The sequence below is a fragment of the Enterococcus spodopteracolus genome (assembly GCF_030441955.1).
GTDB classification, from domain to species: domain Bacteria; phylum Bacillota; class Bacilli; order Lactobacillales; family Enterococcaceae; genus Enterococcus_B; species Enterococcus_B spodopteracolus.
This window is the reverse complement of record NZ_JARJHD010000005.1, coordinates 41,406-67,617: the sequence shown is the minus strand read 5'-3', so window position 1 is coordinate 67,617 and position 26,212 is coordinate 41,406. Positions and strand designations below refer to the sequence as shown.

25 protein-coding genes and 4 pseudogenes are annotated in these 26,212 nt (G+C 31.4%); 20 read left to right on the top strand and 9 right to left on the bottom strand.

Features of this window, described 5'->3' with window-relative positions:
• Positions 1-9 precede the first annotated feature (9 nt).
• Positions 10-918, bottom strand: coding sequence for a hypothetical protein (locus P3R27_RS08275; RefSeq protein WP_136771031.1), 909 nt, complete (start codon positions 916-918; stop codon positions 10-12).
• 536 nt (positions 919-1,454) lie between these two features.
• Positions 1,455-2,174: a hypothetical protein gene (locus P3R27_RS08270; protein ID WP_301390170.1), complete on the bottom strand. Its 720-nt coding sequence runs from the start codon at positions 2,172-2,174 to the stop codon at positions 1,455-1,457.
• Between the two features lie 346 nt (positions 2,175-2,520).
• On the opposite strand from P3R27_RS08270, the gene P3R27_RS08265 reads away from it, so the two are divergent.
• The 5 genes from P3R27_RS08265 (at position 2,521) to P3R27_RS08245 (ending at position 7,383) form a co-directional block, all read left to right on the top strand.
• Entirely contained in the window at positions 2,521-3,087 is a 567-nt protein-coding gene (locus tag P3R27_RS08265; protein ID WP_123834916.1) for a recombinase family protein, read from the top strand.
• A gap of 452 nt (positions 3,088-3,539) precedes the next feature.
• Positions 3,540-4,607 (top strand): hypothetical protein, encoded by a 1,068-nt coding sequence (locus P3R27_RS08260; protein ID WP_136771029.1) that lies wholly within the window; start codon positions 3,540-3,542, stop codon positions 4,605-4,607.
• On the top strand, positions 4,600-4,836 hold the full coding sequence (locus P3R27_RS08255; protein ID WP_136771028.1) for a hypothetical protein: 237 nt from the start codon (positions 4,600-4,602) through the stop codon (positions 4,834-4,836). The genes P3R27_RS08260 and P3R27_RS08255 overlap by 8 nt, the downstream gene beginning before the upstream one ends.
• 452 nt (positions 4,837-5,288) lie before the next feature.
• Entirely contained in the window at positions 5,289-5,558 is a 270-nt protein-coding gene (locus P3R27_RS08250) for a hypothetical protein (RefSeq protein WP_136771026.1), read from the top strand.
• Positions 5,539-7,383 carry a hypothetical protein gene (locus P3R27_RS08245; RefSeq protein WP_136771025.1) on the top strand — a complete coding sequence of 615 codons (1,845 nt, stop codon included), beginning with the start codon at positions 5,539-5,541 and terminating at the stop codon, positions 7,381-7,383. The genes P3R27_RS08250 and P3R27_RS08245 overlap by 20 nt, the downstream gene beginning before the upstream one ends.
• 803 nt (positions 7,384-8,186) lie before the next feature.
• On the opposite strand, the gene P3R27_RS08240 is transcribed toward P3R27_RS08245, so the two are convergent.
• On the bottom strand, positions 8,187-8,483 hold the full coding sequence (locus P3R27_RS08240; RefSeq protein ID WP_136771024.1) for a hypothetical protein: 297 nt from the start codon (positions 8,481-8,483) through the stop codon (positions 8,187-8,189).
• 1,149 nt (positions 8,484-9,632) lie between these two features.
• Here P3R27_RS08240 and P3R27_RS08235 point away from each other — a divergent pair.
• From P3R27_RS08235 to P3R27_RS08210, 6 genes and pseudogenes are all read left to right on the top strand, one after another.
• Entirely contained in the window at positions 9,633-9,950 is a 318-nt protein-coding gene (locus P3R27_RS08235) for a DUF2500 domain-containing protein (protein ID WP_136771197.1), read from the top strand.
• 549 nt (positions 9,951-10,499) lie between these two features.
• Entirely contained in the window at positions 10,500-15,176 is a 4,677-nt protein-coding gene (locus P3R27_RS08230) for a DEAD/DEAH box helicase (RefSeq protein ID WP_136771196.1), read from the top strand.
• 86 nt (positions 15,177-15,262) lie between these two features.
• Positions 15,263-16,522: a nucleotide-binding domain-containing protein gene (locus P3R27_RS08225; protein ID WP_225429079.1), complete on the top strand. Its 1,260-nt coding sequence runs from the start codon at positions 15,263-15,265 to the stop codon at positions 16,520-16,522.
• A 7-nt stretch (positions 16,523-16,529) separates the two neighbouring features.
• A complete protein-coding gene (locus P3R27_RS08220; protein WP_053108560.1) occupies positions 16,530-17,024 on the top strand; it encodes a Pycsar system effector family protein in 495 nt (164 codons plus the stop codon).
• Positions 17,025-17,173: 149 nt separating this feature from the next.
• Positions 17,174-17,458 (top strand): hypothetical protein, encoded by a 285-nt coding sequence (locus P3R27_RS08215; protein WP_136771195.1) that lies wholly within the window; start codon positions 17,174-17,176, stop codon positions 17,456-17,458.
• A 347-nt stretch (positions 17,459-17,805) separates the two neighbouring features.
• A pseudogene (locus P3R27_RS08210) lies at positions 17,806-17,979 on the top strand (iron-sulfur cluster assembly protein); the annotation flags it as partial.
• Between the two features lie 279 nt (positions 17,980-18,258).
• On the opposite strand, the pseudogene P3R27_RS08205 reads toward P3R27_RS08210, so the two are convergent.
• A pseudogene (locus P3R27_RS08205) lies at positions 18,259-18,695 on the bottom strand (phosphoribosylanthranilate isomerase).
• A 306-nt stretch (positions 18,696-19,001) separates the two neighbouring features.
• Here P3R27_RS08205 and P3R27_RS08200 point away from each other — a divergent pair.
• From P3R27_RS08200 to P3R27_RS08190, 3 genes are all read left to right on the top strand, one after another.
• Positions 19,002-19,490 carry an ASCH domain-containing protein gene (locus P3R27_RS08200; RefSeq protein ID WP_034689298.1) on the top strand — a complete coding sequence of 163 codons (489 nt, stop codon included), beginning with the start codon at positions 19,002-19,004 and terminating at the stop codon, positions 19,488-19,490.
• Entirely contained in the window at positions 19,480-19,938 is a 459-nt protein-coding gene (locus P3R27_RS08195) for a GNAT family N-acetyltransferase (protein ID WP_034689297.1), read from the top strand. Before P3R27_RS08200 ends, P3R27_RS08195 begins: the two co-directional genes overlap by 11 nt.
• 231 nt (positions 19,939-20,169) lie before the next feature.
• The gene (locus P3R27_RS08190; RefSeq protein ID WP_034689295.1) at positions 20,170-20,616 is read left to right on the top strand and encodes a GNAT family N-acetyltransferase; all 447 of its coding nucleotides are present in this window, start codon (positions 20,170-20,172) and stop codon (positions 20,614-20,616) included.
• Between the two features lie 90 nt (positions 20,617-20,706).
• Here P3R27_RS08190 and P3R27_RS15425 read toward each other — a convergent pair whose 3' ends face one another.
• Both P3R27_RS15425 and P3R27_RS15420 read right to left on the bottom strand, forming a co-directional pair.
• Positions 20,707-20,931, bottom strand: a complete 225-nt coding sequence (locus P3R27_RS15425) for a hypothetical protein (RefSeq protein WP_404830962.1) — start codon at positions 20,929-20,931, stop codon at positions 20,707-20,709.
• Between the two features lie 54 nt (positions 20,932-20,985).
• A pseudogene (locus P3R27_RS15420) lies at positions 20,986-21,195 on the bottom strand (helix-turn-helix domain-containing protein); the annotation flags it as partial.
• A gap of 340 nt (positions 21,196-21,535) precedes the next feature.
• On the opposite strand from P3R27_RS15420, the gene arsC reads away from it, so the two are divergent.
• Together arsC and P3R27_RS08175 are read left to right on the top strand one after the other, a co-directional pair.
• Positions 21,536-21,964 carry an arsenate reductase (thioredoxin) gene (gene arsC / locus P3R27_RS08180; protein WP_235186343.1) on the top strand — a complete coding sequence of 143 codons (429 nt, stop codon included), beginning with the start codon at positions 21,536-21,538 and terminating at the stop codon, positions 21,962-21,964.
• Positions 21,965-22,304: 340 nt separating this feature from the next.
• Entirely contained in the window at positions 22,305-22,859 is a 555-nt protein-coding gene (locus tag P3R27_RS08175) for a ClbS/DfsB family four-helix bundle protein (RefSeq protein ID WP_034689292.1), read from the top strand.
• Between the two features lie 62 nt (positions 22,860-22,921).
• Here the strand turns inward: P3R27_RS08175 and apf are convergent, their stop codons facing one another.
• Complete coding sequence (gene apf / locus P3R27_RS08170; protein WP_301390143.1) at positions 22,922-23,551, bottom strand: aggregation-promoting factor; 630 nt, start codon at positions 23,549-23,551, stop codon at positions 22,922-22,924.
• A gap of 340 nt (positions 23,552-23,891) precedes the next feature.
• Here apf and P3R27_RS08165 point away from each other — a divergent pair, with 340 nt between their 5' ends.
• The gene (locus P3R27_RS08165) at positions 23,892-24,326 is read left to right on the top strand and encodes a universal stress protein (protein WP_034689288.1); all 435 of its coding nucleotides are present in this window, start codon (positions 23,892-23,894) and stop codon (positions 24,324-24,326) included.
• A gap of 73 nt (positions 24,327-24,399) precedes the next feature.
• Here the strand turns inward: P3R27_RS08165 and P3R27_RS15135 are convergent.
• A pseudogene (locus tag P3R27_RS15135) lies at positions 24,400-24,653 on the bottom strand (glucose uptake protein).
• Positions 24,654-24,823: 170 nt separating this feature from the next.
• Between P3R27_RS15135 and P3R27_RS08160 the strand changes: the two are divergent.
• Both P3R27_RS08160 and ykzS read left to right on the top strand, forming a co-directional pair.
• A complete protein-coding gene (locus P3R27_RS08160; protein ID WP_034689285.1) occupies positions 24,824-25,087 on the top strand; it encodes a hypothetical protein in 264 nt (87 codons plus the stop codon).
• A gap of 22 nt (positions 25,088-25,109) precedes the next feature.
• On the top strand, positions 25,110-25,298 hold the full coding sequence (gene ykzS / locus P3R27_RS08155) for a protein YkzS (RefSeq protein WP_034689283.1): 189 nt from the start codon (positions 25,110-25,112) through the stop codon (positions 25,296-25,298).
• Positions 25,299-25,460: 162 nt separating this feature from the next.
• Here ykzS and P3R27_RS08150 read toward each other — a convergent pair whose 3' ends face one another.
• On the bottom strand, positions 25,461-25,646 hold the full coding sequence (locus P3R27_RS08150) for a hypothetical protein (protein ID WP_034689341.1): 186 nt from the start codon (positions 25,644-25,646) through the stop codon (positions 25,461-25,463).
• Between the two features lie 159 nt (positions 25,647-25,805).
• Between P3R27_RS08150 and P3R27_RS08145 the strand changes: the two genes are divergently transcribed.
• The gene (locus tag P3R27_RS08145; protein ID WP_034689281.1) at positions 25,806-26,177 is read left to right on the top strand and encodes a YxeA family protein; all 372 of its coding nucleotides are present in this window, start codon (positions 25,806-25,808) and stop codon (positions 26,175-26,177) included.
• Positions 26,178-26,212: the final 35 nt, after the last annotated feature.

Sequence of the window (26,212 nt, the reverse complement as noted above, 5' to 3'; positions counted from 1 at the left end):
CACAATCAACTAAGACTGTGCTTCTTTTTTTGCATTCTTTTTCGCAATGGTATTATATTGTTTTCTATTCTCAGTGCTTCTTTTATATAAATTATTTAATCCTTCATAATTATCTATGTCATTTGAAAAAATAATTTTTTTAGTGGTCTTGAAAAAGTTAGCTAAATAGAAAAGTAGTTCAAAAAGACTATTTATTTTAATCAAATGCCATTGTTGTTCTTTTTTTATATAGTAATAGAAACTATCTTTGCTTTGGATATAAATTAAAATATCATCTCGGATAAATTCAGTATTATTTTTCACTCGATACATATTGAAATCTTTCAATTTTTCTATAATTTTAGGTAGTTGTTGCATGGTAGGAATTGCAACAATATCTAAATTATCTAAAGAGGAAGTATGAAACAGTTGATTATCATCACGAATACTAGAGAATTGAACAGGTATCTGAACATGATGGTGATTTATAAAATCTAAGAGCAACTCTTTGTTCTGATTAGACAAACATTGATTAAACAATTGGAAAGCTTGTGGCTTCTGACTGAAATTTTTATGATTATAGATATTTCTTACAGAACTATAAAAAGTAGCACTCACTTGTTTTTGTTGATTCGTAGCTATTGAAAGTTCATTTGTTCTAAAGCCTAGTGTTAACATTTTTTGTATGGCATCAGCTTGCAAGTCCAGACGATTTAAATTGTCTAAATCAAACTTTTTAGCATAGTAGAAGTGTTTAGATAACTTCTTTTTAGAAACCCATTTATGCTTTTTTAAAGTGCTTAATCGAGCTTCTAAGCTGATTCTGTTGCATTGTAGTAGTTTCTCTAGGGTGGATTCATAAATCCCATTAGATGCTATAATTAAGTGTAATAATTCATCACCATCAATTGCTCTTTTGTTGACAATATATTTTTTCAAATTCACTCCCTCCAATAATTTTTATACATTTTTTTTCAGTAATTTTCAATCTCAAAAGTATCCATTTTTGCATAGCTAAGAAAGGTTGAAATAATCCAATTTTATGACCTTTACATAGTAGGGAATCCCTTGTTCAAATTTTAGAAATTTTTTTAGGTAGCTGCTGTTTTGAAAAATTCACGGAGGTTTCCATTAGAAATTTGTAAAATTTCATCAAAAATCATCGAGTTTTCAAAAAGTTATCACGAAAGTTATCTAAAAGTTATCATCCATAAAATCCAAAAAGCACTTTGTGTAGGGTTGATGTAGGGTTGATGTAGGGTATGGAAATTGAGAATGTAGGGATAATGTAGGGGTAGAAAAATTAAGAGAAAAAAAGAGAAATTTCTCTCTAGTATCCATCTCGTAATTATCCATTTTCAATTTACTATATATCTATATTATACCATCGTAAAAACGATGATGGAAATTTTAATGACATAGTTAGAATTGTTGACAAAGAAAAAAACCAACAGATTAATTCTGATGGTTTACTGTTAGTAATAGTTTACTTTTTTAAATCTACTTTCATAGCTTTTTAGTTGTTCTTCTAATTCTTTAGGGGCGTTTAGAGTTATTTGATTTCTTGGAATAGCCATAAACCCATCAGATAAATCTGTTATTGACGTCTTATTTGTTAAAGTTAATTCTTCTAACACAGAATTTTGAAATGGAGCATACCCAAAAGATGTAAAATGTTCCCCTAATGTCAATTTCTTTATTGATGTATTATCTCTTAAAAAATATTGAACTCCTAAATTTGTTACTTTTGTTTTGCTGAAATCTAATTCAAGTATAGTGTCACTTCTCATATTTGCTGTAGAAGTCACTCTATTTAGATTAGAATTTCCAACTATTTTTTCGACCCCTTGAAATCTAGTGCCTGAATTATTAAAATCAATAGTTTTTAAATCCTTACCACGAATAGTATTCGGTAATACTAGTGTTTTTAAATTTGATTTTATACTTCCATCTTCGTTATAAGCACTTGAAGTTAAACCGTTTATTCCAATTCCGTTAGTAGTAGAAAAATTTAAGTATTCTTGGTTTGCGACTCCTGTTAAATAATCTGTTGATTGTCCTAAACTATCGCTAAATACTCCGGATAAACTAGGCTTTAAAGTATCCTTGAATAGTAAATAGCTTATCAAAACAAAAATACCGAATATTACGATTGCTACAACTACAAATAGTCCTTGTGAGCTTCCATTTGTCATTAAAAATACCTCCTTTGTGTTATTTTATCACCTCTTTATTATATCGAATCTGAGTGTTTTTACAAATTTTTAGTGTATAGAAATGCTGTGTATAATTCGATAAATAAGCAATTAATGCTTTGTTTAAGGGGATATAATAGAAAAGTAAAGGTATGATTCATTTTATAGACAATCGTTATATTTGATGAGATAATATAATTACCTTGACGAAAACCATTTATAATGACCTCTAAATCTTTAAGTGTTTTTCAATTACCTTGACTATTCCCCAGTTAGTCAGGGTATTTTTGTATTTAAAATTATTTATTTAAACTAAACTAAGAAAAAGGAAAGGAGGAAACCATTTATGACAAGAACTATTGGTTATATACGCACAAGTAAAAACACACAAGACCTAGGATTGGAAGTACAACGAAAAGCATTAGAACGATTTGAGCCAGATGAATTATTTTCTGAACAAATCAGTGGGCGAAAAGAAAATCGAACAGAACTAGAGAAAGCGTTGAATTGCTTGGAAAAAGGTGACACTTTACTTATTTACAATTTATCAAGGTTGAGTCGTTCCTCGAAACAATTAGTAAATTTAATGTCTGAACTGAATGAGCAGGAGATTTATCTGAAAAGTATCCAAGAATCCATCGATACCAGAACAGCGAGCGGACGCTTGTTCTTTACCGTTTTAGCAGGTATTGCAGAGTTTGAAGCGGAAAGTATTAGTTTACGAACAAAAGAAGCGTTGGCTAACTCGGATAAACGACTAGGCAGACCACCGATTAAGAAAAATAAATGCAAAAAAATTATTATTTTGTATCAAGAAAATAAGTTATCGCTAAAAGAAATTGCAAAAAAATGTGGTGTATCTGAGAAAACGGTTTACAATATTGCTAAAAAAGCAGGTTTATCCCGAAAATGAGACTTGATAAATTATCAATCTAAGGGTAACATTATTGGAGGGAAGCAAGATTTTACCGGCAATAAATCAACGTTTTTTACCGACACTGTATAAAAAAATAAAATACATAAAAAAGACGATTGTATCAACATTTTTGAAGTTGATGGAATGGTCTTATTTTGTTGTGGCAAAAACGTTGATTTATTACCTCTTATTATGTGAAGAAAAGGGTGAGTTTTATGGATTTAAAAGTTCCTATAAAGATAATTATTCGAGATGTAGTTGAACCTTGGTTTGAAAAGATGGTTTCTGAATGAAATAAGGAAGTTTCTATTATCACAATGGTAGTAATTATCGTGTTACTTGTTTTACAGATTGAAATTTTAATGACTTATCTAGTTTTTTAGATTTTAGGAGCTGGACTTTTGAATATTTATTTAGTAATAAAAGATAAATAAAAGGTGTTGAGATTAATGAATAAAAAGAAATTGGGGATTTTAATAGGGATTCTTATAAGTATTATCCTAATTGCAAGTATTAGTTATTACCAATATGAACATCATAGAGAATATACGATAGATGATGCTAAAGATTTAGAACCATTTCGTATGACTGACGACCCTGAATCAGATGAATCAGGAAATTTAATTTTTGAATTTAGTATAGGAAGTCACATTAATGATAATAAATATAAAAAATTAGAATATTTTGTTTACAATACTAAGAGTAAAAAATTTACTGAATTAGAAGGAGATTTTTCTGGATTAAGTTATCAGTTAAATTTAAAAGAACTGGCTCAATATCGAATCAATAAATTTGTGGAAACAGGAGCAGGACAGTATCCGTATGACCCTGAACGATTTGAAAACTTATTAAAAGATGAATTAGTTGAGGAAAAGCTATATCTATTAGCGTTTCCTAAAGGATATGCTTCCGAACACGATTTATATGCTTCCAGTGATTCTGAATTTGCTGAAGCCAATAGTTTTGAAACCATCAGTTTAAGTAACGATTGGTATTTAGATAATCCAAAAAACTTTCGTGGTGGCTATACAACATTAAGTGAATATGTATCAAGCCTTGTGACACAAGAATTATCGGCTGAAGATTTTGCATACCTAGTTACAAAAGTGAGAAGCCATGTGCCAAGAACTGTTGAAATTATTAATGCCATGCCTGTTGAGACCCAGAATTCAAAACGATTAGAAGAAGGCTACTTTGCTAGGGGAAATTTTGATAGTAGGAAAACAATGTATATATTCCCAGAATTACTAAATTTAGCAACTTACAGTCCTGAAATTGACTATTTGAGAACGTATAGCATATCTGAAAGTGAACAAGAAGAATTGAAAGACAAGGTTGATGAGTGGAATCAGAGAATCATCGATGACAAGAAAAAATATGAAGAACAAACAGAGAAAGTATTTTTAGATGAAAATATTCAAGACGTTGGGAAGTTAAATAATACGCTTTTCCGATTTAGAATTAATGAAGATGGTGAGCAATGGATGGAATTAAGCGTGGACAAAGAAGATGAATAATTTAGCAACGAAAAAATATATTATTCACAAAGTGAAAAGCACTTTTTTCAAAGCAAATGTAACGATTACTAAGTTAGTTGTAAATGGAATAGCCAATCAATTATATGATGAGTTTGCCAAGTGTTCAAAAAGCGAGCAGGAACGTTTGTTATTATCTGATGAGCTTGTGAAGTTACTTTGGGATAAATACATGGATAAAATTAATGCAGAAATGTTGGAGGAGATGTGAGTAAAATCATGTCTCTTTTTTTGCTCAAAATTTACAATAAAAACCACTTAAAAAATGACCTTTAAAAAACCCTTATTTATCAAGGGTTCTATGCTTGTTGACAAAAATACAAGATTACTGTTATATCAACGTTTTAAAGCACAATTTTTTGAAAAACACCTCTCAGACAACACGAAACTTTTTTTGTGGGTAAATCCCCATTAAAAATCATCTGAGAGGTGTTTTTTAGGTTGGATTTAAGATGGAAAATATAATAAACATTGATATATCAGTGTTTTTAATAGTTTTGATGAATCTAAGAAAGAAGTAATAAAATAAGAGTATGCTTTTAATAAAAATACACCAATTATTTCATTGTCCGATTGTGATAGATTTACTTTACTTCAGCATTAGATGATGGTAATGTAAGGACCCATTTTTGATTAATATAATAATTTACGGAGGATAATTAAATGGATTCAAAAAAATTAACAGCAGAGGAATTGACTGAGAAACAAGAAAAAGTCAAAGCATGGTTACATATTTTAGACAAAATCTACGGAGTAAAAATGACGGTTTTTTCTAAAGCAATCAATATTCATAACCAAAACTTGCATAATTTTAGAAAAGGAAAACGTGGATTGACGGAAGAAAAAACGATATTATTAGAGAAAGTGATTGTGATGAAATACGGTAGATTACTAATGTTGGAGGACAGAGAGTATGAAAGTATATCTAAGTAATATTCTGAATAAAGTAAAACCAGACCAATACAAAGTAAAGAAGATTTCTAATACTATTATGAACAATTTAAGAGAGATAACTATTCAAGAATTTGCGGAAGAAATAGCTGTGAATGGGAAAACGGTTGTTTTAGCTGAATTATCAGAAAATAAGTTATCAAAAATGACGAAGATTGTCGGACAAGAACTAGTGATGTTGGATTTTGATAACAAGGATGAGAATAATTTATATACGATTGACGATTTAGAAGCCGATACGTTTATGCAAGAGAATGCTTGTTTTATCTATCGAACATTTAGTGACTTGTTCTCTGAGGTTGATAAATTTAGAGTTGTTTTTCAATTGGATAAATTGGTAACAGAGAATCATGAGATAGAACAGATATATCAATCTTTACTTAAAAAATACCCACAAGCTGACACAAGCATTGGTCAAACAAGTAGAATGTTTTTTGGGAGTAATAGTGGTTATGAAGTGATTGATTGGGATAATCGGTTAGATATTGATAGCTTGCTTATTGACGAAAAGATGAAAACTACTAATCCATTGGAAGTAGTAACTGGGGAAATGCTAAGTAAAGACACACCTGTCTACTTATTACTGAAGTATAAGAAATATGATTTAGTCAAACAAAAGTTTGGCAATGAACACAGCAATATTTTTCCTGATGATATTACAGCTTCTAATTATTTTAAAACAAGAGATATGCGAGAGTTCTTGGAAATATCTGATGAAAATCCATTCTATGATATTTTTCATGAAGAAGATAATCCAAGTGCCAGCGTTTATTTTACGAAAGATATTCAAATTTATATGTATAAATGCTTTTCTGAAAGTCATCCATTTCATGGAGATATTGTGAAAGTATTAAAGGAATACTTAGGATTTCGTTCATTTTCTGAAGTGATGGATTTATTAATTGAAGTGACTGATAGTGAAATAAGTTATTTAAGTGAAATAGGTCAAGCAAAGCGTGATTATAACGATTTAAGAGACCAATTGAGATATAAACAATTGAAAAATAATTATCCAGAAGTCTATAGTTATTTAAATCGTTATGAAGATGAAGTGATTGAAATAATGGATATCATGTTCGATTTTACTTATCTGGATAAAACTACAGGAGAATTACAATATTTGAACTATTTATCTTTAGACAGAATCACAAAATATGTCAATGATAGGTTGCATAAGAAAAATTCTAGAAATAAAATTTCAAATATAATGAATTTAATTATAGTGATGGAAATGGTCACAAAGTTACCACCAGAGAGTATTCCAGTAGAATTAAAAGAACAATTGATTGATAAACAAGAAAATGATTCCAAGCAAATAAGAACAAGTAATGTTTATATTCCTACAATTGATTTAGGGAATGCTTTTGAAATCGCTAAGATATTGGAGAAAAATGATACAACTATCAAAAGCCTAGGATTTGAAGTCGTTTATCGAATGTTTGGATTAGAGAAGGCAAAGAAGGATTTTCCTCAAGCATATACCCCTTTAGAAAAAAGAAAATTGATTAAAATGAGTAAGAAAGATTCCAATCTACCTAAAGAGAACGTGGAATTTGAAGACAAAGTTACAAAAATACTTTTTAGGGAGTTAAAGAAACATGGCTATGTATTTGAAGCAGATTTAATTGAATTGATAGCTAAAAAATTAAAGATAAATAAAGCAACAGCTAGGGATAAATATAATAAAGTTAGAGCTGATATGATGAATAAGTATGATTTGATAAGACATAGGAATAATATAGAAACTAATAACCTTCTAGAAATAAAAGGTAAATTTAGTTCTAAAGTAATTATTTATCATCAGTAAGAATAGATTTCTAAATGCTCTAATTATTATTAAGGTATTTTAGAATCTAAATGAATTAATTTTTGGATGATTTTTAAGAGAATTAGGAATAATCTTCTCTTGAATTTCATCTAATTTTTTTAATTTTTGAAAAAATAGGTTAATAAAAGTCAATAAAATCAATAGGTTTTTATCAATTCATTTTAGGGGTATATATTAATATATTCTATTTTATACCCCTAAAATGAATCTCGATTTTCTCCTAGAAAAAAGGGATATTTTTAAAGGTCTTTTTCAAAAAAATTCTATTTTTTTCTATAATATTATATACCGCTAAAACGAACTGAAATATTTCCCTAGAGGAAAGCGACTTTTGAGCAACTTTATTTTCATTTTTTTTAATTTTTACTTTTAAGCATTGATAAATCGGTGGTTTTACCACCGTATTAAACAGAGAATTATAGGTTTAATAAAATAGCGAAAGTTTGCTCTTTATAGTTCCTAAAATAACTAATTAGTGGTAATTAATCATGAATCCTAGTTTAAATATATTTTTAGGGAATCAGTCCTAAAAAAAATCATAACAATAGTATATCTTTAATGGTACATTTTATTCTTTATTAAATGTACAGGTGTTTAAATAACATTAAATTCGTTTTGAACATTCCACCTTCATCCCTTAGTGTCTTGAAAATGATTTTCGATGAATTATACATAAAAATTTATAATCACCTAGAACGCAATTTAAGCAGCATAAAATTTATTATGAAATTTTAGCAAAGAAATTACTAATGATTATAATAGTCAATAAGATTTGAGAAGTATTAATCTGTGATTTGACCATCAGAATTCATTTTTTCAATTTCAACCATTTGTTGTTCATAAAACGGCGAGATAGCTATTTTAATCTTTTTATCTGTTGAAATCGTTAAAGATGAAATATAGTGAGGAGTTACTGCCACTTCAGCAGATGTTTCTGATAACGTAATTAATAATGATTGATTGTCTCCAAAGGTAGCATATCCAGAAACAATAGCAACTAAGCCATCTTTATTAGTTAGTATCGACAAATACTTAGGAACTTCGATAATCCATCCAAATTGCATCTTGTGAGTATTCATTATATGTTCCAACTCTCTATTTATTTTTTGTTAATATAATAGTAACTTAAAAAAAGAAAAAGTGCGAGATAAGAAAATCTTTATAGTTTATCTCAAGAAACACTGGCATAATTGATAGAAATCATTATACACATCTATAGAGGATATTCCCTCTAGATTTGTAAAATGGTAGGATAATAAAAGTCAATAAAATCTAGGGGAATTTACCTGTTTGCACACATATCTTTATGCAAAAGTTTATTTAAGTTTGATAATAGTGTGATTAAAATAGCTATAAACCGTTGAAATATCAGCATTTTTTTTAAGCTCCAGTAAGATTTTATATAGCCTACTTAATAGATGTGCTTATGTTTAGCAATATAGATAAAATTTGCTCTTTATAGTTTTAAATATAACGAAAATAGAGATAATTATTCATGAATTATAGTTTAAATATTCTTAGAAAAATAATCTTTAAACATCGTCTCAACAAGAATATATCATAAAGTATATAATTTTTTCTAAACTACAAGTATTGTATTAAAATAACTCAAAATTAATTTTAAAAAGGTCTGATATTGTTCCTTAGAGCCTTGGGAATCATTTGCGATAAATTATACATAAAAGATTAGAAACGCTTAGAACGCAATTTAAGCAGCACAGGATTGATTATAATTATAGAGCAAATACTTCGGAGCTATTAAAAATTAAAATTATTGTTATTCATGGTCAAATGGGTAACTATTATATTTTAGTTGTGCTAGATTTAGACTTTGAGAATTTACATATAGCCATTGATATATAAGTGTTCAATCAGTATTCATGTAAATTGTAAATGCAAAAAACATCTCTCAGATGAAAGTTAGTGGTTAATTCCCCACAATTATTTCTTCGTTTCATTTGAGAGAGGTTTTTTCAAAAATTCATTGAAATATCGTTGGTATTACAATAATCTTGTATTATTGTCAACAAGTAGAAACCCCTTGATTTTATTGACTTTATTGAGGGTCATTATTTTAGTGTGAGTTTCCATATTTTATGAGCTAGAAAAATATCTTTTTAGGGATTGATATCTAATTAATTAATTTATTTTATAATTAATTTGTTATCATGATATAGAAATTTTGTATTCTTATAATTTCCAATAAAAATGAAAAGGAGCGTAACTATATGGATTTTCTATTTACTTTGTTTGCCTTAATTTTTATAGCAATAATCTTATATCAAATTATGGAGTTCTTAAGGAATGAATCAGCACCGGAAATTTCTGTTCCTGCCACATTAGTGGATAAAAGCATGAGAAGTAGCAGTAATATTGATGCGAATGGGATTTCTAATCAATCAATTACTTACTATCTTTTATTCGAATTTGAGAATGGAGAAAGAAAAGAATTTAGAGTTGGGCATGGAAAATACAAATTATATGTAATTGGAGATACTGGAATTTTGAGATATCAAAGAAAAAGGTTTAATTCTTTAGAAAGGTAAAAATCATTTTGGATAAAATGGAGATATGGATTAAAAAGATTATTGTCTCTAGTTTATTTCTCCATTTTTATTATAACTTTTCCTTATAGATACGCCACCACTAGCTGAGTGACTCCAACCTATATAATTTCCATCTTCATTTTCTATTACATTGGAAAAAATCACTGAACTCTCTGTCAACAGAACTGCTAAAGCTGATAAAATTTCAAATAAATATCTTATATTTCCGTATTCAGGCATCATTGCAAAAATTGATGTTTTAAGCTTTGGTAGGCATTATTCCATGAATATTGAGTTTGTCCAACTGCATGTTTGTTGGTATTTTTCTTATTTAGTTTTTCTTGATTTTTTTGAAATGGGGTGAACTTTTTTTGAAAGAACTTATATTCTGGATTGGATACTATGACGGTCTTATTCGCTATACCTAAGTAATTAATGTCTAATAGATTATATAAAATCTAGTCTATTATAGATTAGATTTTTTTGTTTCCCAAAAACAAATAGGAAACTGTTATAATTAGATAGAATACTTGGCAAAGGAGAAAAATAATGACATTTGATGAACTTATTCAATTAGCAAGGGAACAATCAAGTGAGATTCAAAGAGATAAGGGAACTCTTTTTGAAAAAATTGCACAAATTTATTTCAAAAATGAACCCACATACAAAAATTTATTTTCAGATGTTTGGTTATTAAATGAAGTTCCAGAGGAATATGCAATCCCTAAGAAAGATACAGGAGTTGATTTAGTAGCAAGAAATGAAGCAACAGGGGAATTAACAGCTATTCAAGCTAAATTTTATGACAATAAAATATATAAAAGACATATTGATTCATTTTTAGCTGAACTTGGGAAGTCTTATTATTCTGATGGAATTATTGTTTATTCATTAGATTCATTGAGTAGTAATGCAGATGAAGCGATTAATCAATTGTCAAAACCAGTTGCACAAATTGGTTTGAGTGATTTAAGAAATAGTCAAGTTGATTGGGAATCTTTTATTCCAAGTAGACCGAATGAAGTAAAAGTAAAGAATGTGAAGAAAACTAGACCTTATCAGAATGAAGCAATTGATTTAACAATTGAATACTTTAAAGAAAATGACAGAGGTCAATTAATTATGGCACCGGGAACAGGGAAAACCTTTACCAGCTTGAAATTAGTTGAAAAGATGGCTAAACAAACGAATAAAGAAACCTTTAATGTTTTATATTTAGTGCCAAGTATACAATTATTGAGTCAAACATTGATTGGTTGGAATAATGACACGGAACTAAGTATGCACTCATTTGCTGTGACAAGTGACAGAAATGCTTCTAAAAAGAAGAATGATGACGAATTATCTGCTAAAGATATTGGCTTTCCTGCGACAACAGATTCAGAAAAATTACTATCCAATTATAAAAAAATAGAGAATAATCAACGTGATTTAACGGTTGTGTATTCTACTTATCAATCTATTGAAGTTTTACATGAAGCACAAGAAAAAGGGTTTCCTGAATTTGATATTATTATTTGTGATGAAGCACATAGAACAACAGGTGCTAAGGCTTTAGGAGAAGAAGCAAGCGTATTTACAAGAGTTCATAATAATAACTATATCAAAGCAAGTAAACGCTTGTATCAAACAGCAACGCCTAAAATTTATGGAACAGATGCGAAACAAAAAGCAGAAGATTCTAGTATTGTCTTGTCATCAATGGATAATAAGGATATTTATGGAGAAGAAATTTTCCGTTTAGGGTTTGGTCAAGCAGTTTCAAATGATATTTTGACGGATTATAAAGTAATGGTCTTAGCAGTTGATGAAAAAGTGATTCAAAAAGACATGCAGAAAGTCTTATCTGATAGTGAAAATGGCTTAGATGTTGATGATGTTTCTAAATTAATCGGTGTTTGGAACGGATTAATGAAAAGAAGCAGTGTAGATAAAGAAGCTGTTTTTGAAGGAAAACCTATGCAGAGAGCTATTTCTTTCATTAATACCATAAATAATTCAAAGAAAATTTCTTCTCAATTCAATGAAGTAGTCAATGAATACCTAGATGGAAATGAGAGTATTCAGCAATCAATTAATGTTCGACATGTAGACGGTATGATGAATACCTTAGAAAAGAAAGAAGCGTTAGATTGGCTATCAGAAGATTTTGCAGAAGATGAAACACGAGTGCTTTCTAATGTGAAATTTTTGACAGAGGGAATTGATGTTCCTAATTTAGATGCTGTAATATTTTTAGCACCTAAAAAGTCCCAAGTAGATATTGTTCAAGCAGTTGGACGTATTATGCGGAAATTTAAAGATAAAGAGTATGGGTACATTATTCTACCTATTGTAATACCAGAAGGAACAACCCCAGAATCAATTTTGGATAATAATAAAAAATATGAAGCGGTTTGGCAAATTCTAAATGCTTTGCGTTCAGTGGACGAGCGATTTTCGGCAATGATTAATAAACTGGAATTAAATAGAAAAAAACCTGAAAATATGGACGTTATTGGTATAGGTGAAGCCCCATCAGTTGAAGATGTAGAAAACTCTTCAAAAGGCAATGATAATGAACAATCCTCTTATCAAACTGCTTTAGATTTAGATTGGGGAGAAATAGAGAATGCTATTTATGCAAAAGTTGTCAAAAAGGTAGGAGACAGAAGATACCTTGAAGATTGGTCAGAAGATGTTGCGAAAATAGCACAACGTCATATTGAACAAATAACCATTATGATTAGTGATGAAAATTCTCAAACTGCCATTGAATTTGATAAGTTTTTGAAGAGTTTACAACATAATATCAATGAAAGTATTGATGAAAAACAAGCAATTGAAATGTTAGCTCAACACTTAATTACTGCTCCTATTTTTGAAGCTCTTTTTGGAGAATATAGCTTTGTGAATAACAATCCTGTTTCAGAAGCGATGGATAAAATTGTAGAAGAGTTGTCAAGATTTGGTGGGTTTAATAAAGAGCAAGATGAATTAAAAGAGTTTTATGATTCTGTAAAATTACGTGCTGAAGGTATTGATAACGCAGAAGCAAAACAAAGAATTATTATCACTTTATATGATAAATTCTTCTCGAAAGGGTTTAAAGAAACTACACAACGTTTGGGTATAGTATTTACCCCTGTGGAAGTTGTTGATTTTATTGTTAAATCAGTCGATGATGTGTTAAAAAAACACTTTGGAAAAGCCATTGAAGATGAAGGAGTTCATATTTTAGACCCATTTACAGGAACAGGAACATTTATTGTTCGAACTTTACACTATTTAAAAGATAAGTTAGCGAATGGAGAAATAACTTTAGCTGATATTACAAGAAAATATATGCAAGAACTACATGCAAATGAAATTGTGTTATTAAGTTACTATATTGCAGCGATTAATATCGAATCAACTTTTGCAGAGATGAATCATGAAGAATATAAACCATTTGAAGGAATCGTATTGACTGATACGTTTGAATCAACGGAACAAGAAGATATGTTAGATGACTCTTTCTTTGGAACAAATGATGAACGGTTGAAACGCCAACAAAAAGCACCGATAACTGCAATAATCGGGAATCCTCCATATTCAAAAGGGCAATCTAATGAGAATGATAATAATAAAAATATAGATTACCCTAAGCTATTCAAATCAATTTCAGATACCTATGTCAAAAATTCTAAAACTACTAGTGTTTTAGGTATGTATGATAGTTATGTTCTATCTATCCGTTGGGCTTCTAATCGTTTGAATGGGAAAGGTATTATTAGCTTTGTATCTAATGGTTCATATATAGACAGCCAGTCGGCAGATGGGCTGAGAAAATCATTGTTTGAAGAATTTAATCATTTATATATTTTTAATTTACGAGGCGATGCTAGAACTTCGGGAGAGCAAAGACGAAAAGAAGCAGGAAATGTATTTGGTTCTGGCAGTCGGACGCCAATTTCCATAAGTATTTTAGTAAAAGATGGCAGTAACAGCCACGAGATTCATTATCATGATATTGGAGATTATCTAAACCGTGAAAAAAAACTAGATATCCTAAAATCAACTCAAAGTATCAATGGTATCGAGTGGAATAAAATAGAGCCTGATAAAAATAACGACTGGATAAATCAACGTGATAAGAACTATGAAAATTATCGTGCGTTAGCAGATGAAGAAAATTCTTATTTTGGTATTAAAGATATAGGGATTGTAACTAACCGTGACGCTTGGGTTAGTAACTTTTCTAAAATAGATGTAGCTAAAAATGTGAGACGAATGATTGATAACTACAATGCTGAGGTTGATAAATTAGAAAAAGTTAGTGAGGCTATTGATATAAAGAACTTGAGTTCTTTTGTCACAAATGACGAAAGCAAAATAAGTTGGGCAGCTAGTCTAAAAATGGCAGCAGTTCGGCACGAAAAAATGACTTATGATTCAGAAAATATTTTACTTTCAATGTATCGCCCATTCACTAAAAAATATCTATACAGAGCACGTATTTTAAATGAACGTCCAAGAAAATCTTTCCAAACATTCCCAAATACTGATTCACATAACTTGTCAATAAATGTATCAGGGGCAGGCTTTAAAGGAAACTTCTCCACATTAATAACCAAAGAAGTTACATTCATGGATATGATAAATAAATCTCGAAATTTACCAAAATATATTTATGAACAAGATGGCTTATTTGAAGGGAAATTGGATAATGTATCAAATGATATGGATTTTTATTATATTTATGGAATTCTCCACTCGGAAGAATACCGAATTAAATATGATAATGACTTACAGAAAGCACTTCCTCGTATTCCAGAAGTTAAAGACAAAGAAAAATATGTTGAAATTGGCAGAAAATTAGCTGATTTACATCTGAATTATGAAGACATCCCTGCTTATGGAGGCGTTAATATTAGATTTAAATCAGATAATCCAAGTTTTAAAGTGAAGAAGATGAAACATCCTAAACGTGCTCAATTAGATACCATTATTTTTAATGAAGATATTGTGATAACAGATATTCCTGAACGTGCATATGAATATGTTGTAAATGGAAAACCTGCTATTGAGTGGATTATTGACCAATATCAAGTGAAAAAAGATAAAAAATCTGGGATAGTTGATGACCCTAATGAGTTCTCAGATAATCCGAAATATATATTTAATCTCTTGTTATCTATTATTAATGTCTCTATACAAACAATGGATTTAGTAGAAAGTTTACCGCCATTGGAGATAATTGACTAAATTTTAAATATTTACAATAAGAAGCCTTTAAATAGGCTTTTTATTGTAAATATGTGTTCGTATAATTGAAAGGGTGTTGTATTAATTTGTATAACAATATTAAAAGAGTTTTTCATAAAAATTTACAAAAAGAAAATTTGGACAAAAATTTAGAGAAATCTGTAGTTCACAGTAGATATATGGATTTTTCTCAAAGCATAATTGTTCCAGAGGATGAAACACTTACTATAGCTAAATTTCCACCAAATAGATTTTCTGAAAAAATAGGAACACATCCAGATTTTACTGATGATAGTTTACTTCCAAAGACACAATATATTTGTTCAATTTTTTTAGATATTAAAGGTTCCACTAGATTAGCACTCAAGTATGATTTAGAAACTGTTCAGAAAATAAAAAATGCTGTTCTTTCAACTGGAATTGAAATCATTAGATATTTTGGTGGTCATATCCACCGACTTCAAGGAGATGCAATTTTTGCTTTTACTGGACATAGTAAAATTTCAAAAAGTGATGCAATAATTCAAGCTATAAATGCAGCTTCAATCATACAATATATGAATCAAAATATTTTGAAAGAGTATTTTGAGAATGTTTTAGGTGTATCATCATTAAAAATAAGAATTGGTATAGATTTTGGGGATGATGATGAAGTTCTTTGGTCTAAATATGGCATCGATGATATTAATGAAGTTACTGTGACTAGTTTACATGCTGATTTGTCATCTAAACTCCAAAATAAGGCTTCTGCAAATAGTATTATGATTGGTGAAAATGTTTTTTCATACTTGCAATTACCAGATGATTTGCTCAGTGATATCTACATTAAAGGTAACTCTGAAGAAAAAGACTATTATATTATGAAATATAAGTCATTTAATTATAAAATGAAAAATTTTGATTGGTCAAAATATTTGGAAAGAATAGCCCATTTTGAGTCTTATGAGGGAGACTTTCAAATGAAATGTTATTACTTTTCAGAAAGCGAAGGTTGGATACCTTACTATTCAGAAAAAGCATTAGAAAAAGATACAGACATAGTTTATCGGATTGAAGCTAGTCAGCTTTTGCTACATAAAATTAACAGTGTAGAATGGACTGTTTCAAACTCTGGTATTGAAGCTTCTGAAGAAGAAGAGTTAGACTATGTTGTCCCAAAAGACGCTTTCTCGGAGGAAGACATTGCTGATTTTCGATGCCCGAGGCATACTGCTTTTAATGGACTGCATTACATGATTTGTAAGATAAAATCTGAAGGAAACATTACTAAAAACAAATATTTTAGTTTATATGTTAATGACAATGATTTATCTAGAAGTTACTTAAAAAAATCTGAATTGGAGTGATACTTATATGTCATCATCAAAAAAAGACTTTGTTTATTCACAAAATGACTATCTAAACAATTATATACAGTTTGCAGATACTAAATCAGCAGTATTTATAACTGTAAACGGTGTATTGATGGGATTTTTGTATACTCAATTTAAAGATACTTTACCTTTCGAATTAGAAAAATCGAGTCATCTTGTTTTATTAGTGAGCATCGTACTGTTACTTGTAGCTTATGTTTTTTTATTTTTAGTTATCTTTCCACGTAGAAGCTATAGAAATGGCAACGGAATTGTTTTTTGGGAAGACGTAGCTACCTATAAAGATGCTGAATCTTATAAAATAAAAGTATCTGAAATCTCTCAAGATAGTTTTGAAGAAGTCATGATTGAACAAAACTATTATCTTGCAAAGACAGCAACTAAAAAGTATAAAAACTTACACTGGAGCTTTATATTTTCAATAGCTTCTTATATATTTGTAGTTATTTTCAGTATTCTAAATATTTTACAATAACTATTGAAATATGTGATTACTGAACTTTATGGGGAATTTTTACTAATAGTGTGACAAATAATTATACTTATGATTACCTCGAAGTATAATGAGCTTTATATATGCACCAAAAGTATTTAATAAGCATAGAATTAAAAAAGGAGAATGAGATGGATATCAATAAATCTCTATTAAATTTTATTACAGATGGAGTGGTTACTTGTAAGCAGCTTGACGATTTTTATAATGCTTATCATGAGAATAAAGAATTTCCTGATGCAGTTGATTTTTTGAGTGGAAGTGTCGTAATAGATATGGCTCAATTAAAAGAGGAGTTGTATCACTCAGAAGATGCACACTTATTAGGTGCTGTGGAATATATGCAAAAATATTACCCATCAGCAATTTCATTGATAGAATTAATTCCTAAGGAAAAGAGAAAGTTCATCCATTAAAATAAAATTTATTAATTTTAAACCTGTATCTTTGTTATAAAAAATGAAAAATTAGCGATGATTTTGAGCTGTATTTAAGGACATATTTCTGAAAATATTTGCACATTTGAATTGCTTGTTTTTTTGAGAAAATTTAATTGAACTACAGACAAAATGCGTAAAAAAATCCTCATTAAGTATGTAGTCCAAGCTATTTTTAGGGACAATTCAATCGTTTTTTAAGGTATACTGAATCTACAAAAGTTAATAAAAAGAACAGAATATTGGCTTCTAACATGCACTGGAATCGAGGAGATGCTATCGCTTTAACGCAGGAAAAAGCGATAGAAATGCTGATATAACAGCACTTGACCTTAACAACAATGGGCTGTCCCTTAGCCGACGTATTGACTGAATCGATACACGAAGCACTAAGCGATATTCCAGAAGTCAAAAATCCAGAGGTGAAATTAGTCTGGTATCCCGCTTGGACGACCGATAAAATGAGTCGTTATGCACGAATTGCGCTTGGGATTCGTTAAAAATAGATAAATACTGAACTCTTTTATTAACTTTTAGGAAAAGTTAATAGGAGAGTTTCTTATTATGCAAAATTTTATGTCGATGATTGGCTAGAAGATAGGTTATTTTGTGAAAAAGAGAGTAGCTTTCACTTATTTCAACTTAAAATATCCCACTGCTATTTAGCACGTCTGGTAGGGGATTTACTATGGAAGGGTCTCAGTGAATAAAGAGACTTAAACATGAAATAACCAATTATCTTTGAAAAGATAATTGGTTGAAGGCTTCAGAATTTCTCATTACTTATTCTTATTCAAGTACTTTTCCAAATACTCGATCTTTGCTAGATCCTTATGATTATTTTTCTCTGCACGGTAACTATCTTTAGCAGAACGTTGATAGACTTTCAAATATTGTTCCGCTGTAGGTAAGTAAAAGGAACAGTCGTCGATCCTGATTAGAGAGAGTTCATTAAGTGGAATACCTGCAAAGCCGAGAAGACTGTCCATACTGCCAAACTGGATGGTATAAGAATCTTTTGCAAATTCATGTTCGTGTAAATCAACTAGCTGGTAATTCAACGTTTCCATAATTTTCATGATGCTTTGCCAATTGTGCAAGAGATCTTTATCGGGTGCCTCCCAACCCCGTGGATCGCCAGGAAGATGGCTCTTGGTTGCCAGTCGATATCTGTTAAGTAAGACAAGCCTAATGAACCTAGTAGTAGCGGAGTGATCTGTTGCCTGTTTAATTTTTACGTGATCAATAAAAACTCTTTGAAATAAAGTTCCATGGATTTTCTCCTTTTCTTTGGTTGCATTTATTGTAACAAAGTGAATGTCTAATTTTCCATTTCATCCTGAAAACAAAACTAGATTCTCACAAAAGTGAATCTAGTTTTTTTATTTCTTGTATTTAAGAAGTGAAGTTGGTGAGCAACTATAAATTTGACTATAGGAGTTGTAAAAATTGAGTGTGAATGGCTTAGTTTTCCTATTTTTGGTACACTTGATTTACTATCAATCAGAAAGTTGGTGACAGATTGAACCTAGAAGCACAAAAATATTGGGAAAACTTTTGCTTAAAAAATGGTGTATCACAAGCGTCATTATATGAAATTTTTGCTTTTGGAAATACGAAAGAACACGCAGATGAATTAGCAGATTTGGTATTGGAAGGGAAGAAAACAGGGACAAGCTCAGGGTATGAGCTTTACCAAATGGATAACGAACCATTACCTAAAGTTGGTGACTACTCCGTCGTTGTGAATAGCTCTAAAGTACCGATAGGCATTATCCAGACTGTCGAAGTGGCAATCTTACCTTGGAAAGAAATCACCGAAGAACTGGCAGCTACAGAAGGTGAAGGCGACTTATCTCTTATGTATTGGCAAAAAGGACATTACAATTATTTCAAACCTTACTATGAAGAACATGGACTATTGCTCAATGAAGAAACAAAAATCGTCTTTGAACGATTCCAACTTGTTGATCGATATTTGCCGAAAAAAGAGGAAACTAATGCATATTGATTTAGTAGAAGAAGCAATAGAAAAGAAAAAAATCGTCCAAGAAGTCTTGAATGATTTGCCAGAATGGTTTGGCTTGCCAGATTCGGCACAAGAATACATCGAGAACTGCCAAAAATATCCGTTGTGGGTCTTGCAAGAAACAAATGAATCAATAGGGTTTATCAGTTTAAAAGAAACAAGTAAAGCCACCGGTGAGATCTATTGTATGGGGATAAAAAAAGCCTATCATCATCGAGGATTAGGTAAGCGATTACTAGGTGAACTAGAATCCTATGCAAGAGAACATTACCTATTTTTACAAGTGAAAACGGTCGCCGAAGGGCATTATGCTATCTATGATCAGACGATTGGATTCTATCGAAGGATGGGTTTTGTTGAGCTAGAAGTGTTCCCAACCTTATGGGATGAATGGAATCCATGTTTGGTAATGCTAAAAAGTCTTAACTAAAAAAGAAAGCGAAGATGGTACTCTCGCACATGACAGTTGTCGTTCGTGGTCGTAAGTGTTCGACAGAAGTCTTTACGGAGATCTTTTGAAATCACTCCGGACCAACTTCGTCTTCTAGACCTCAAAATTGAAGAAGGACGTTCGCGGGTAGCAGTAGACATCCATGCGGGGAATCTAAATGTTCGTTTGAAGAGGTATGAAGAATAACTATAAGCTTTCAGGAGTAATGGGATGATAAAAAAAATGAAGAAACTAGACCAAGAGATAATGGACCAGCTACTAACTATATGGTTAACGACCAATATCAGGACACATGATTTTATTGATGAGAAATATTGGTATGAGAAAAAAGCGTTGATGAAAAAAGAATTGCCAAAAGCAGAAATTTATTATTGTGAGATGAACAGTCAGATTGTTGGTTTTATGGGAATCGTAGATGCATCTTATTTAGCTGGCATTTTTGTAGAGTCAACATATCAAAATAGAAAAATCGGACAAAAATTGATTAAAGCTGCTAAAAAAGAAAAAGAACGAATAAGCTTGCATGTTTATGGTAAGAATAAAGGAGCAATACGATTCTACTTTAGAAATGACTTTAGAAAAGTGGATGAACAAATGGATGAATCGACGGGTGAGAAAGAATACCTCATGTTGTGGGAAAGAAATAGACAGATTTAATCACTACAAACTATGAGCAGTCTACTTACGCCTAGCTGTAAAAAACAAGATCAATCTTTGAAGGTGGATTTTGTTTTTTCTATTGGATTACTAGCGATCAAGAAGTATAAAGGGCAGACTTGTGAGGAAAGCGATCACTCCACAAATGAGTCCAAACAAAATGACGATGCCTACTTTTTCGATCCGATTTCTGACCTTGTTTCTTTGTTTACCTAGAGGTGCTACTTCTTTGTTTTCCATGAATGCGACGATATCTTTGCAGGTTTTGATATTCTCTTGTTTTTTTAGTCCCTCAACTTTTATTGCGCCGTACATGCTGGCGATCCAAAAGATCAAGGGAAGAGCTAATCACCAATTACCGGGTAAAAATCAGGATGGTCCTACTGAAATCAAGGTGAGAAGCATGAAACCTAGCATGATCTTGGTATATTTGTTCAGTTCAGTAAGGGTAACATTTTCTTTCATCTTTTCTACATCTCCTTTGACTAATTCATCCAAAGAAACGTCAAATAGGACACTCAGCAATAATAAATTATGAATATCAGGATAGCTACATTCATTCTCCCAGTTTGAAATCGTTTGTCTTGAAACATATCATTTTTCGGCTAATTCTTCTTGGGAGAAAGCTAGTTGTTTGCGATATTTAAGTCCATAGTATCCGCTCCTTCTTATCTCAGTGTGATCGAAGAGGTCAAAATCGACGATCAAAGGTTTTTGTCATTGCCAGATTTAGCATGTAAAAAGTCTTTGACATGCTTTAAAATACTGTTTTATCAGTATTCTTGGTCATTTGTTATGTAAATGGCGGATCATCGCTTTATTAAAAACCGTACGTTTTTTTTGAATGAACTAACGATCCCTTGAATTTATGATATCATACACTTAATGCTGAAAGGATTAATGGATTTGAGGAATGGTTTTGGAGAAGTCAACAAGTGTAGAAAAGAAGAAAGTTTATTTTTTATGTACAGGAAATTCTTGCAGAAGTCAGATCGCTGAAGGGTATGGCCACGAATATCTGGAAGATCAATTTGAAGTTCGTAGCGCGGGAGTAGAGACACATGGATTAAATCCACGTGCAGTGAAAGTGATGGCAGAAGATGGCATCGATATTACAAGTCAAACTTCAGACTTGATTGATCCAGATTATTTTAGCCATGCGGACTTGATCATTACGCTTTGCGGAGATGCGTTAGATAAATGTCCAGTGATTCCTGCTCATATCCGTCATGAACATTGGGATCTAGAAGATCCAGCAAAAGCTACTGGTACAGAAGAAGAGATTTTTGCTGAATTTAGAAAGACCCGCGAAATCATCAAGAAAAAAATAAAGGATATGGCTAACTAAGGAAAAAACGCCTGTCGATAATTAAGAATATGCATTATTTTTTTAGCAACGAAAATTCAATGGATGATTGAATGGAAGAAAAAGATGCTTTTGCAATTGTCAGCGTACCAAAGTGAGTACCGCGAAATGACTTGCTCAAAAAAGCGTATAGTGATATGAGGTTCTCAGTCAAGACATGGAATGAAAACCGTTGAATCAAGTGGATAAAGACGAGTAATCATCTAGAATGTATATTCATTCTAGGATATTACTCGTCTTTTTTTTGAAAATCAGGCATACTAGAATTATAGTTGGATTGGAAACGTTTTAAAACGAATGTATTTTTAATAAGGAGAAGAAGATGAGACCAAAGTCAAAAGAGGAGTTATTGATACTCGCAACTAAAAATTTTGAAAAATTGCAGCAGTTGATCGATTCCATACCTGTGGAACAAAGGGAAGCAATATTTGATTTTGAGGAAGTATTTCTTGAAAAAAGAAAAGAAGCACATTGGCGAAGAGATCAAACGATCAAAGACGTGTTGATCCATTTGTACGAGTGGCATTCTTTATTATTAAAATGGGTAAAAAGTAATCAATTGGGAGAAGCCGTATCTTTTTTGCCGGAACCCTATAATTGGCGAACGACAGCCGAGATGAATCGTGCCTTTACAAAAAAACATCAGTCTACTACGTTACGGCAAGCGTCTGACTGGTTGAAGGAAAGCCATGCAGAAGTGATGTTACTGGCGAAAACCTTCGATGACGATCAACTGTTCCAAAAAAATCAGTATTCTTGGGTTGGGAATACAACGCTTGGCAGTTATTTCGTTTCTGCTACTTCGAGTCATTATGATTGGGCGATCAAAAAAATCAAACAAAGTCAAAAGCAGAAGCAAAAACAAAAGGGAAATTAGGTGAAACAAGAACAAAAAAAATAGGAATCAATAAGATTCCCATTTTTTTAAAATCGTTCTTTTTAGTACCAACCGTTAGCTAACCAGAAAGCTTTGGCTGCATCCCAAGAGCCATAACGAGAAGCAACATATTGTTCTGCCACTCTTTCTTGATTGGCAGCAGAGTAGTTACCGTTCAAGTAAGAAGAGTCTAATTGGTACCGGCCGATATAACGTCCGTTTGTTGCTGTATAAGAACCGCTAGATTCTTTTTGTGCGATCCATTCTTTGGCATCGTTCGTACCAGTTGAAACAGCGACTTCAGTAGCTGGTGCTTGTTCTACAACTGGTGCTTGTTCTACTACAGGTGTTTCCACAACTGGTGCTTGTTCTACTACAGGTGTTTCCACAACTGGAGCTGTTTCTTGAACAGGTTCCACAGGTGTTTGAGTAGCGACAGGAGCAGCTGCTTGCTCACCAGTAGGAATAGTTAATTCTTGACCTGAAAAAATCAGGTGAATGTTTGAGATTGAGTTAGCTTCGGCAATTGTTTGGATCAATGAGTTGTCACCAACGTATTTTTGAGAAATCGTTGATAAAGTATCACCTGATTGAACAGTGTAGGCTTCGTCTGCGTGTGCAGAAGTACCCATAAATAATGCAGCGCCGGCGGCCAAAGTTGTTCCAAAAAGAATAGTTTTAAGTGATTTCATGAAAGATCTCCTTCGTATTTTAGAAAGTTATTTTGATTAGCTGTTTTCGCTAACGAGTAATACTTTACCACGGGATTATATTTCATAGGTGAAAGATACGTAACAGTTTGTGACAAAGCTACCTTTTTTGTAACAAAAATGTGTTTAAATAATGTGCGTTTTAATTAGAAAAACATCATAAATGAAGAATTGTGCGCTTCTGACATTTGTTTTTTATTAGAAAGATTCAAAATAAAAAAATAGAAAATGCTCAATTTTAGATTGAGAAGCCGAGAAAAAGTGAATTTTTTATAAAATTTATACGAAGTGATAGAATAAAAGAAACAAGGAGATGGGATGGATGACGAATATGTATAAAAAAATAATGGTGGCGATTGACGGTTCAGAAAAAGCAGAGAAAGCATTTAGCGAGGCTTTAGAATTAGCGAGAGATAACCAAGCAGAATTATTGATCGTTTCAATTATCAATAAAATCGATTTGACACATAGTGCCTATGCGTTCTCAAAAATCTATGCAGAAGAAAAACAAAAAATAGAAGTGGAACTGTTGAAGAGAATCAATGATGCCAAAGAATTTGGGATTGAAACGATTCATGCAATTGTGGAGACCGGTGATCCAAGAACATTGATTGCGACTGTCTTACCAAAACAAGAGTCAATTGATCTTATCGTGATGGGGGCAACAGGTAAAGGCTCGATCCAACAAGCGTTAGTAGGGTCGACAGCTTCTTATGTGGTGACTCATGCGCCTTGTAATGTGTTGGTTGTTAAATAGATTCCGATTCCTGAGAAGCTACGTTGCTGATTTCCAACGTGGCTTTTTTGTTCGTGAAGAGTAGTACTGGTAACTAAGGATGTTTGTAAAGGTAATAAATCCATAAGATCAATATCGTTAATGAAATAATCAACCCTAATTCATGTGAAAGTAATTTTGGGGTGGGTTCCCAATGCCGAAGGGAAAATATTTTGTGGGAAAAATAAGCGACTGGTAAAAGTGTCAGCAATACGGAAAATTTTCGCTTCGTCCATTTCGTGTAGTAGATTGCTAAAGTTGTCATTAGAAAAAAGGAACATAAAAAACAAATTGTCCCAAAGTGTCCATATAATATACGCCTCCGAGGAAAAAAGAAATCTATAATTAAAAATAACACTTTGTATGTTTGTGCACAAGAGGATATGTTGCAAAATTTCTTGTTTTTTAAATAAAGTTGTTTTTTTGATTCTTGATGTACTTATTGTTATAATTCTTTTAAAGAAAGGGTGTAGTATTTCATGGACCAAGTGATATTAGAAGTTGATCTACATTTAGTAAACAATATCCGTATTTGCTATTATATTGTTAGTAATAGTGTGGAACCGCGAGTATTAATGAACAAAATCGATGGTATTTTATCAAAAACGGATGTCCATCAATTTAACGATGGAGAAGAGAGTTACTACAGTATTCCAGTTGAAAAAGTGATTTATACGAAAGTGAACGTGCGAAAAGACTTAGATACGAAAGAAATACATGCGCCGATATTCACTGAATATTGAAATAAGCTGGAGGCAATCAAAGATGAATCCCTATGAACAAATGATCCAAGAGTTGATGGATGGAAAAATCCAAAAAATAGAGGTCAAACGTGAGGAAGTCATGACTTTTCGTGAAGCGTGGTTAAAAATTGAGAATCGCAAATTTGTTGTTGGAAAGGCCGAACTAAATGGTAATGTGACTTACCACTATGACCCAACTAGATTGTATTAAAAGTAGGTTTTGATAGAAGTGTGGTGATTTGGAGATCCATCGCTTATTTTTGAAACACAAGAAATCTCAACAAAAAATCCCCGACAATCCTTAATTGTTGAGGATTTTTTTGTTTCTAGATCATGACAGACTCGCTCTGATCATCCCTATAAAATATAAATTTTATTTGAATAGATTTTTGAATTTATCCGTTATTCCTTGAAAATCGACATTTTGGAGAAATTCTTGGGCTTTTTCTTTGTAAGGACCTAGTTGTTCTTTATGTTCTTCGAAAAATGTTTTGGCTTCAGTGAAATTGCCACTTTGGACTAGATCTTTGATTTTCTGAAATATTTCTTCTTTATTCATAATGAAACCCATCCTTTCTTTCCTATTATAATAGCAAAAATCTATAAAATTTTGTAAAAATAACTTCTGTGCTAAAGTCCGATAAAAAACTCGATCTAGAGACGGATGAATGTGATTTTTTTTCAGGCTATACTCAAAGAGTAAAGAGGAGGTAGGAAAATGAAAGTAATCAAAGTATTAGTAGGTGCCATTGTATTCAGTGGGTTGGCGTTATTTGGCTTGAAGTATTATACCCAAGGCGCTACCGGAGAATTACCAGCAGTTATAGACCAATTGAATCCGTTAGTCACTAAGGGAGAAGTGTATGTCAAAACAAAACAGCCTGATGAAGTCAATTCGTTTGGGACGGCAAAATATATCCAAAAGGCAGTTGATGCAAATGGCAACGAACGCGAGATTGAATTTAACGGATTATCTGTTTTAAAAAAAGATCGTTACTTGAGATTAACGAATAAAGGCGCTCATGTAGAAACATACGAAGAAGTTCCCAAAGAAGAGGTACCTAAAGAAGCATTAGCTATAATTGGTTGATTTTATTTTTATTATGTAAATTAAATGTTGAATTA

Excerpts from the sequence above, each read along its gene's own strand:
- P3R27_RS08195 (WP_034689297.1), top strand. The coding sequence starts at position 19,480 with ATGCATATTGATTTAGTAGAAGAAGCAATAGAAAAGAAAAAAATCGTC.
- P3R27_RS08160 (WP_034689285.1), top strand. The coding sequence starts at position 24,824 with ATGGACCAAGTGATATTAGAAGTTGATCTACATTTAGTAAACAATATC.
- P3R27_RS08265 (WP_123834916.1), top strand. The coding sequence starts at position 2,521 with ATGACAAGAACTATTGGTTATATACGCACAAGTAAAAACACACAAGAC.
- apf (WP_301390143.1), bottom strand. The coding sequence starts at position 23,551 with ATGAAATCACTTAAAACTATTCTTTTTGGAACAACTTTGGCCGCCGGC.
- P3R27_RS08230 (WP_136771196.1), top strand. The coding sequence starts at position 10,500 with ATGACATTTGATGAACTTATTCAATTAGCAAGGGAACAATCAAGTGAG.
- P3R27_RS08250 (WP_136771026.1), top strand. The coding sequence starts at position 5,289 with ATGGATTCAAAAAAATTAACAGCAGAGGAATTGACTGAGAAACAAGAA.
- P3R27_RS08145 (WP_034689281.1), top strand. The coding sequence starts at position 25,806 with ATGAAAGTAATCAAAGTATTAGTAGGTGCCATTGTATTCAGTGGGTTG.
- P3R27_RS08240 (WP_136771024.1), bottom strand. The coding sequence starts at position 8,483 with ATGAATACTCACAAGATGCAATTTGGATGGATTATCGAAGTTCCTAAG.
- P3R27_RS08255 (WP_136771028.1), top strand. The coding sequence starts at position 4,600 with ATGAATAATTTAGCAACGAAAAAATATATTATTCACAAAGTGAAAAGC.
- P3R27_RS08270 (WP_301390170.1), bottom strand. The coding sequence starts at position 2,174 with ATGACAAATGGAAGCTCACAAGGACTATTTGTAGTTGTAGCAATCGTA.
- P3R27_RS08260 (WP_136771029.1), top strand. The coding sequence starts at position 3,540 with ATGAATAAAAAGAAATTGGGGATTTTAATAGGGATTCTTATAAGTATT.
- P3R27_RS08220 (WP_053108560.1), top strand. The coding sequence starts at position 16,530 with ATGTCATCATCAAAAAAAGACTTTGTTTATTCACAAAATGACTATCTA.
- P3R27_RS08235 (WP_136771197.1), top strand. The coding sequence starts at position 9,633 with ATGGATTTTCTATTTACTTTGTTTGCCTTAATTTTTATAGCAATAATC.
- ykzS (WP_034689283.1), top strand. The coding sequence starts at position 25,110 with ATGAATCCCTATGAACAAATGATCCAAGAGTTGATGGATGGAAAAATC.
- P3R27_RS08165 (WP_034689288.1), top strand. The coding sequence starts at position 23,892 with ATGACGAATATGTATAAAAAAATAATGGTGGCGATTGACGGTTCAGAA.
- P3R27_RS08215 (WP_136771195.1), top strand. The coding sequence starts at position 17,174 with ATGGATATCAATAAATCTCTATTAAATTTTATTACAGATGGAGTGGTT.
- P3R27_RS08150 (WP_034689341.1), bottom strand. The coding sequence starts at position 25,646 with ATGAATAAAGAAGAAATATTTCAGAAAATCAAAGATCTAGTCCAAAGT.
- P3R27_RS08175 (WP_034689292.1), top strand. The coding sequence starts at position 22,305 with ATGAGACCAAAGTCAAAAGAGGAGTTATTGATACTCGCAACTAAAAAT.
- P3R27_RS08245 (WP_136771025.1), top strand. The coding sequence starts at position 5,539 with ATGAAAGTATATCTAAGTAATATTCTGAATAAAGTAAAACCAGACCAA.
- P3R27_RS15425 (WP_404830962.1), bottom strand. The coding sequence starts at position 20,931 with ATGTACGGCGCAATAAAAGTTGAGGGACTAAAAAAACAAGAGAATATC.
- P3R27_RS08190 (WP_034689295.1), top strand. The coding sequence starts at position 20,170 with ATGATAAAAAAAATGAAGAAACTAGACCAAGAGATAATGGACCAGCTA.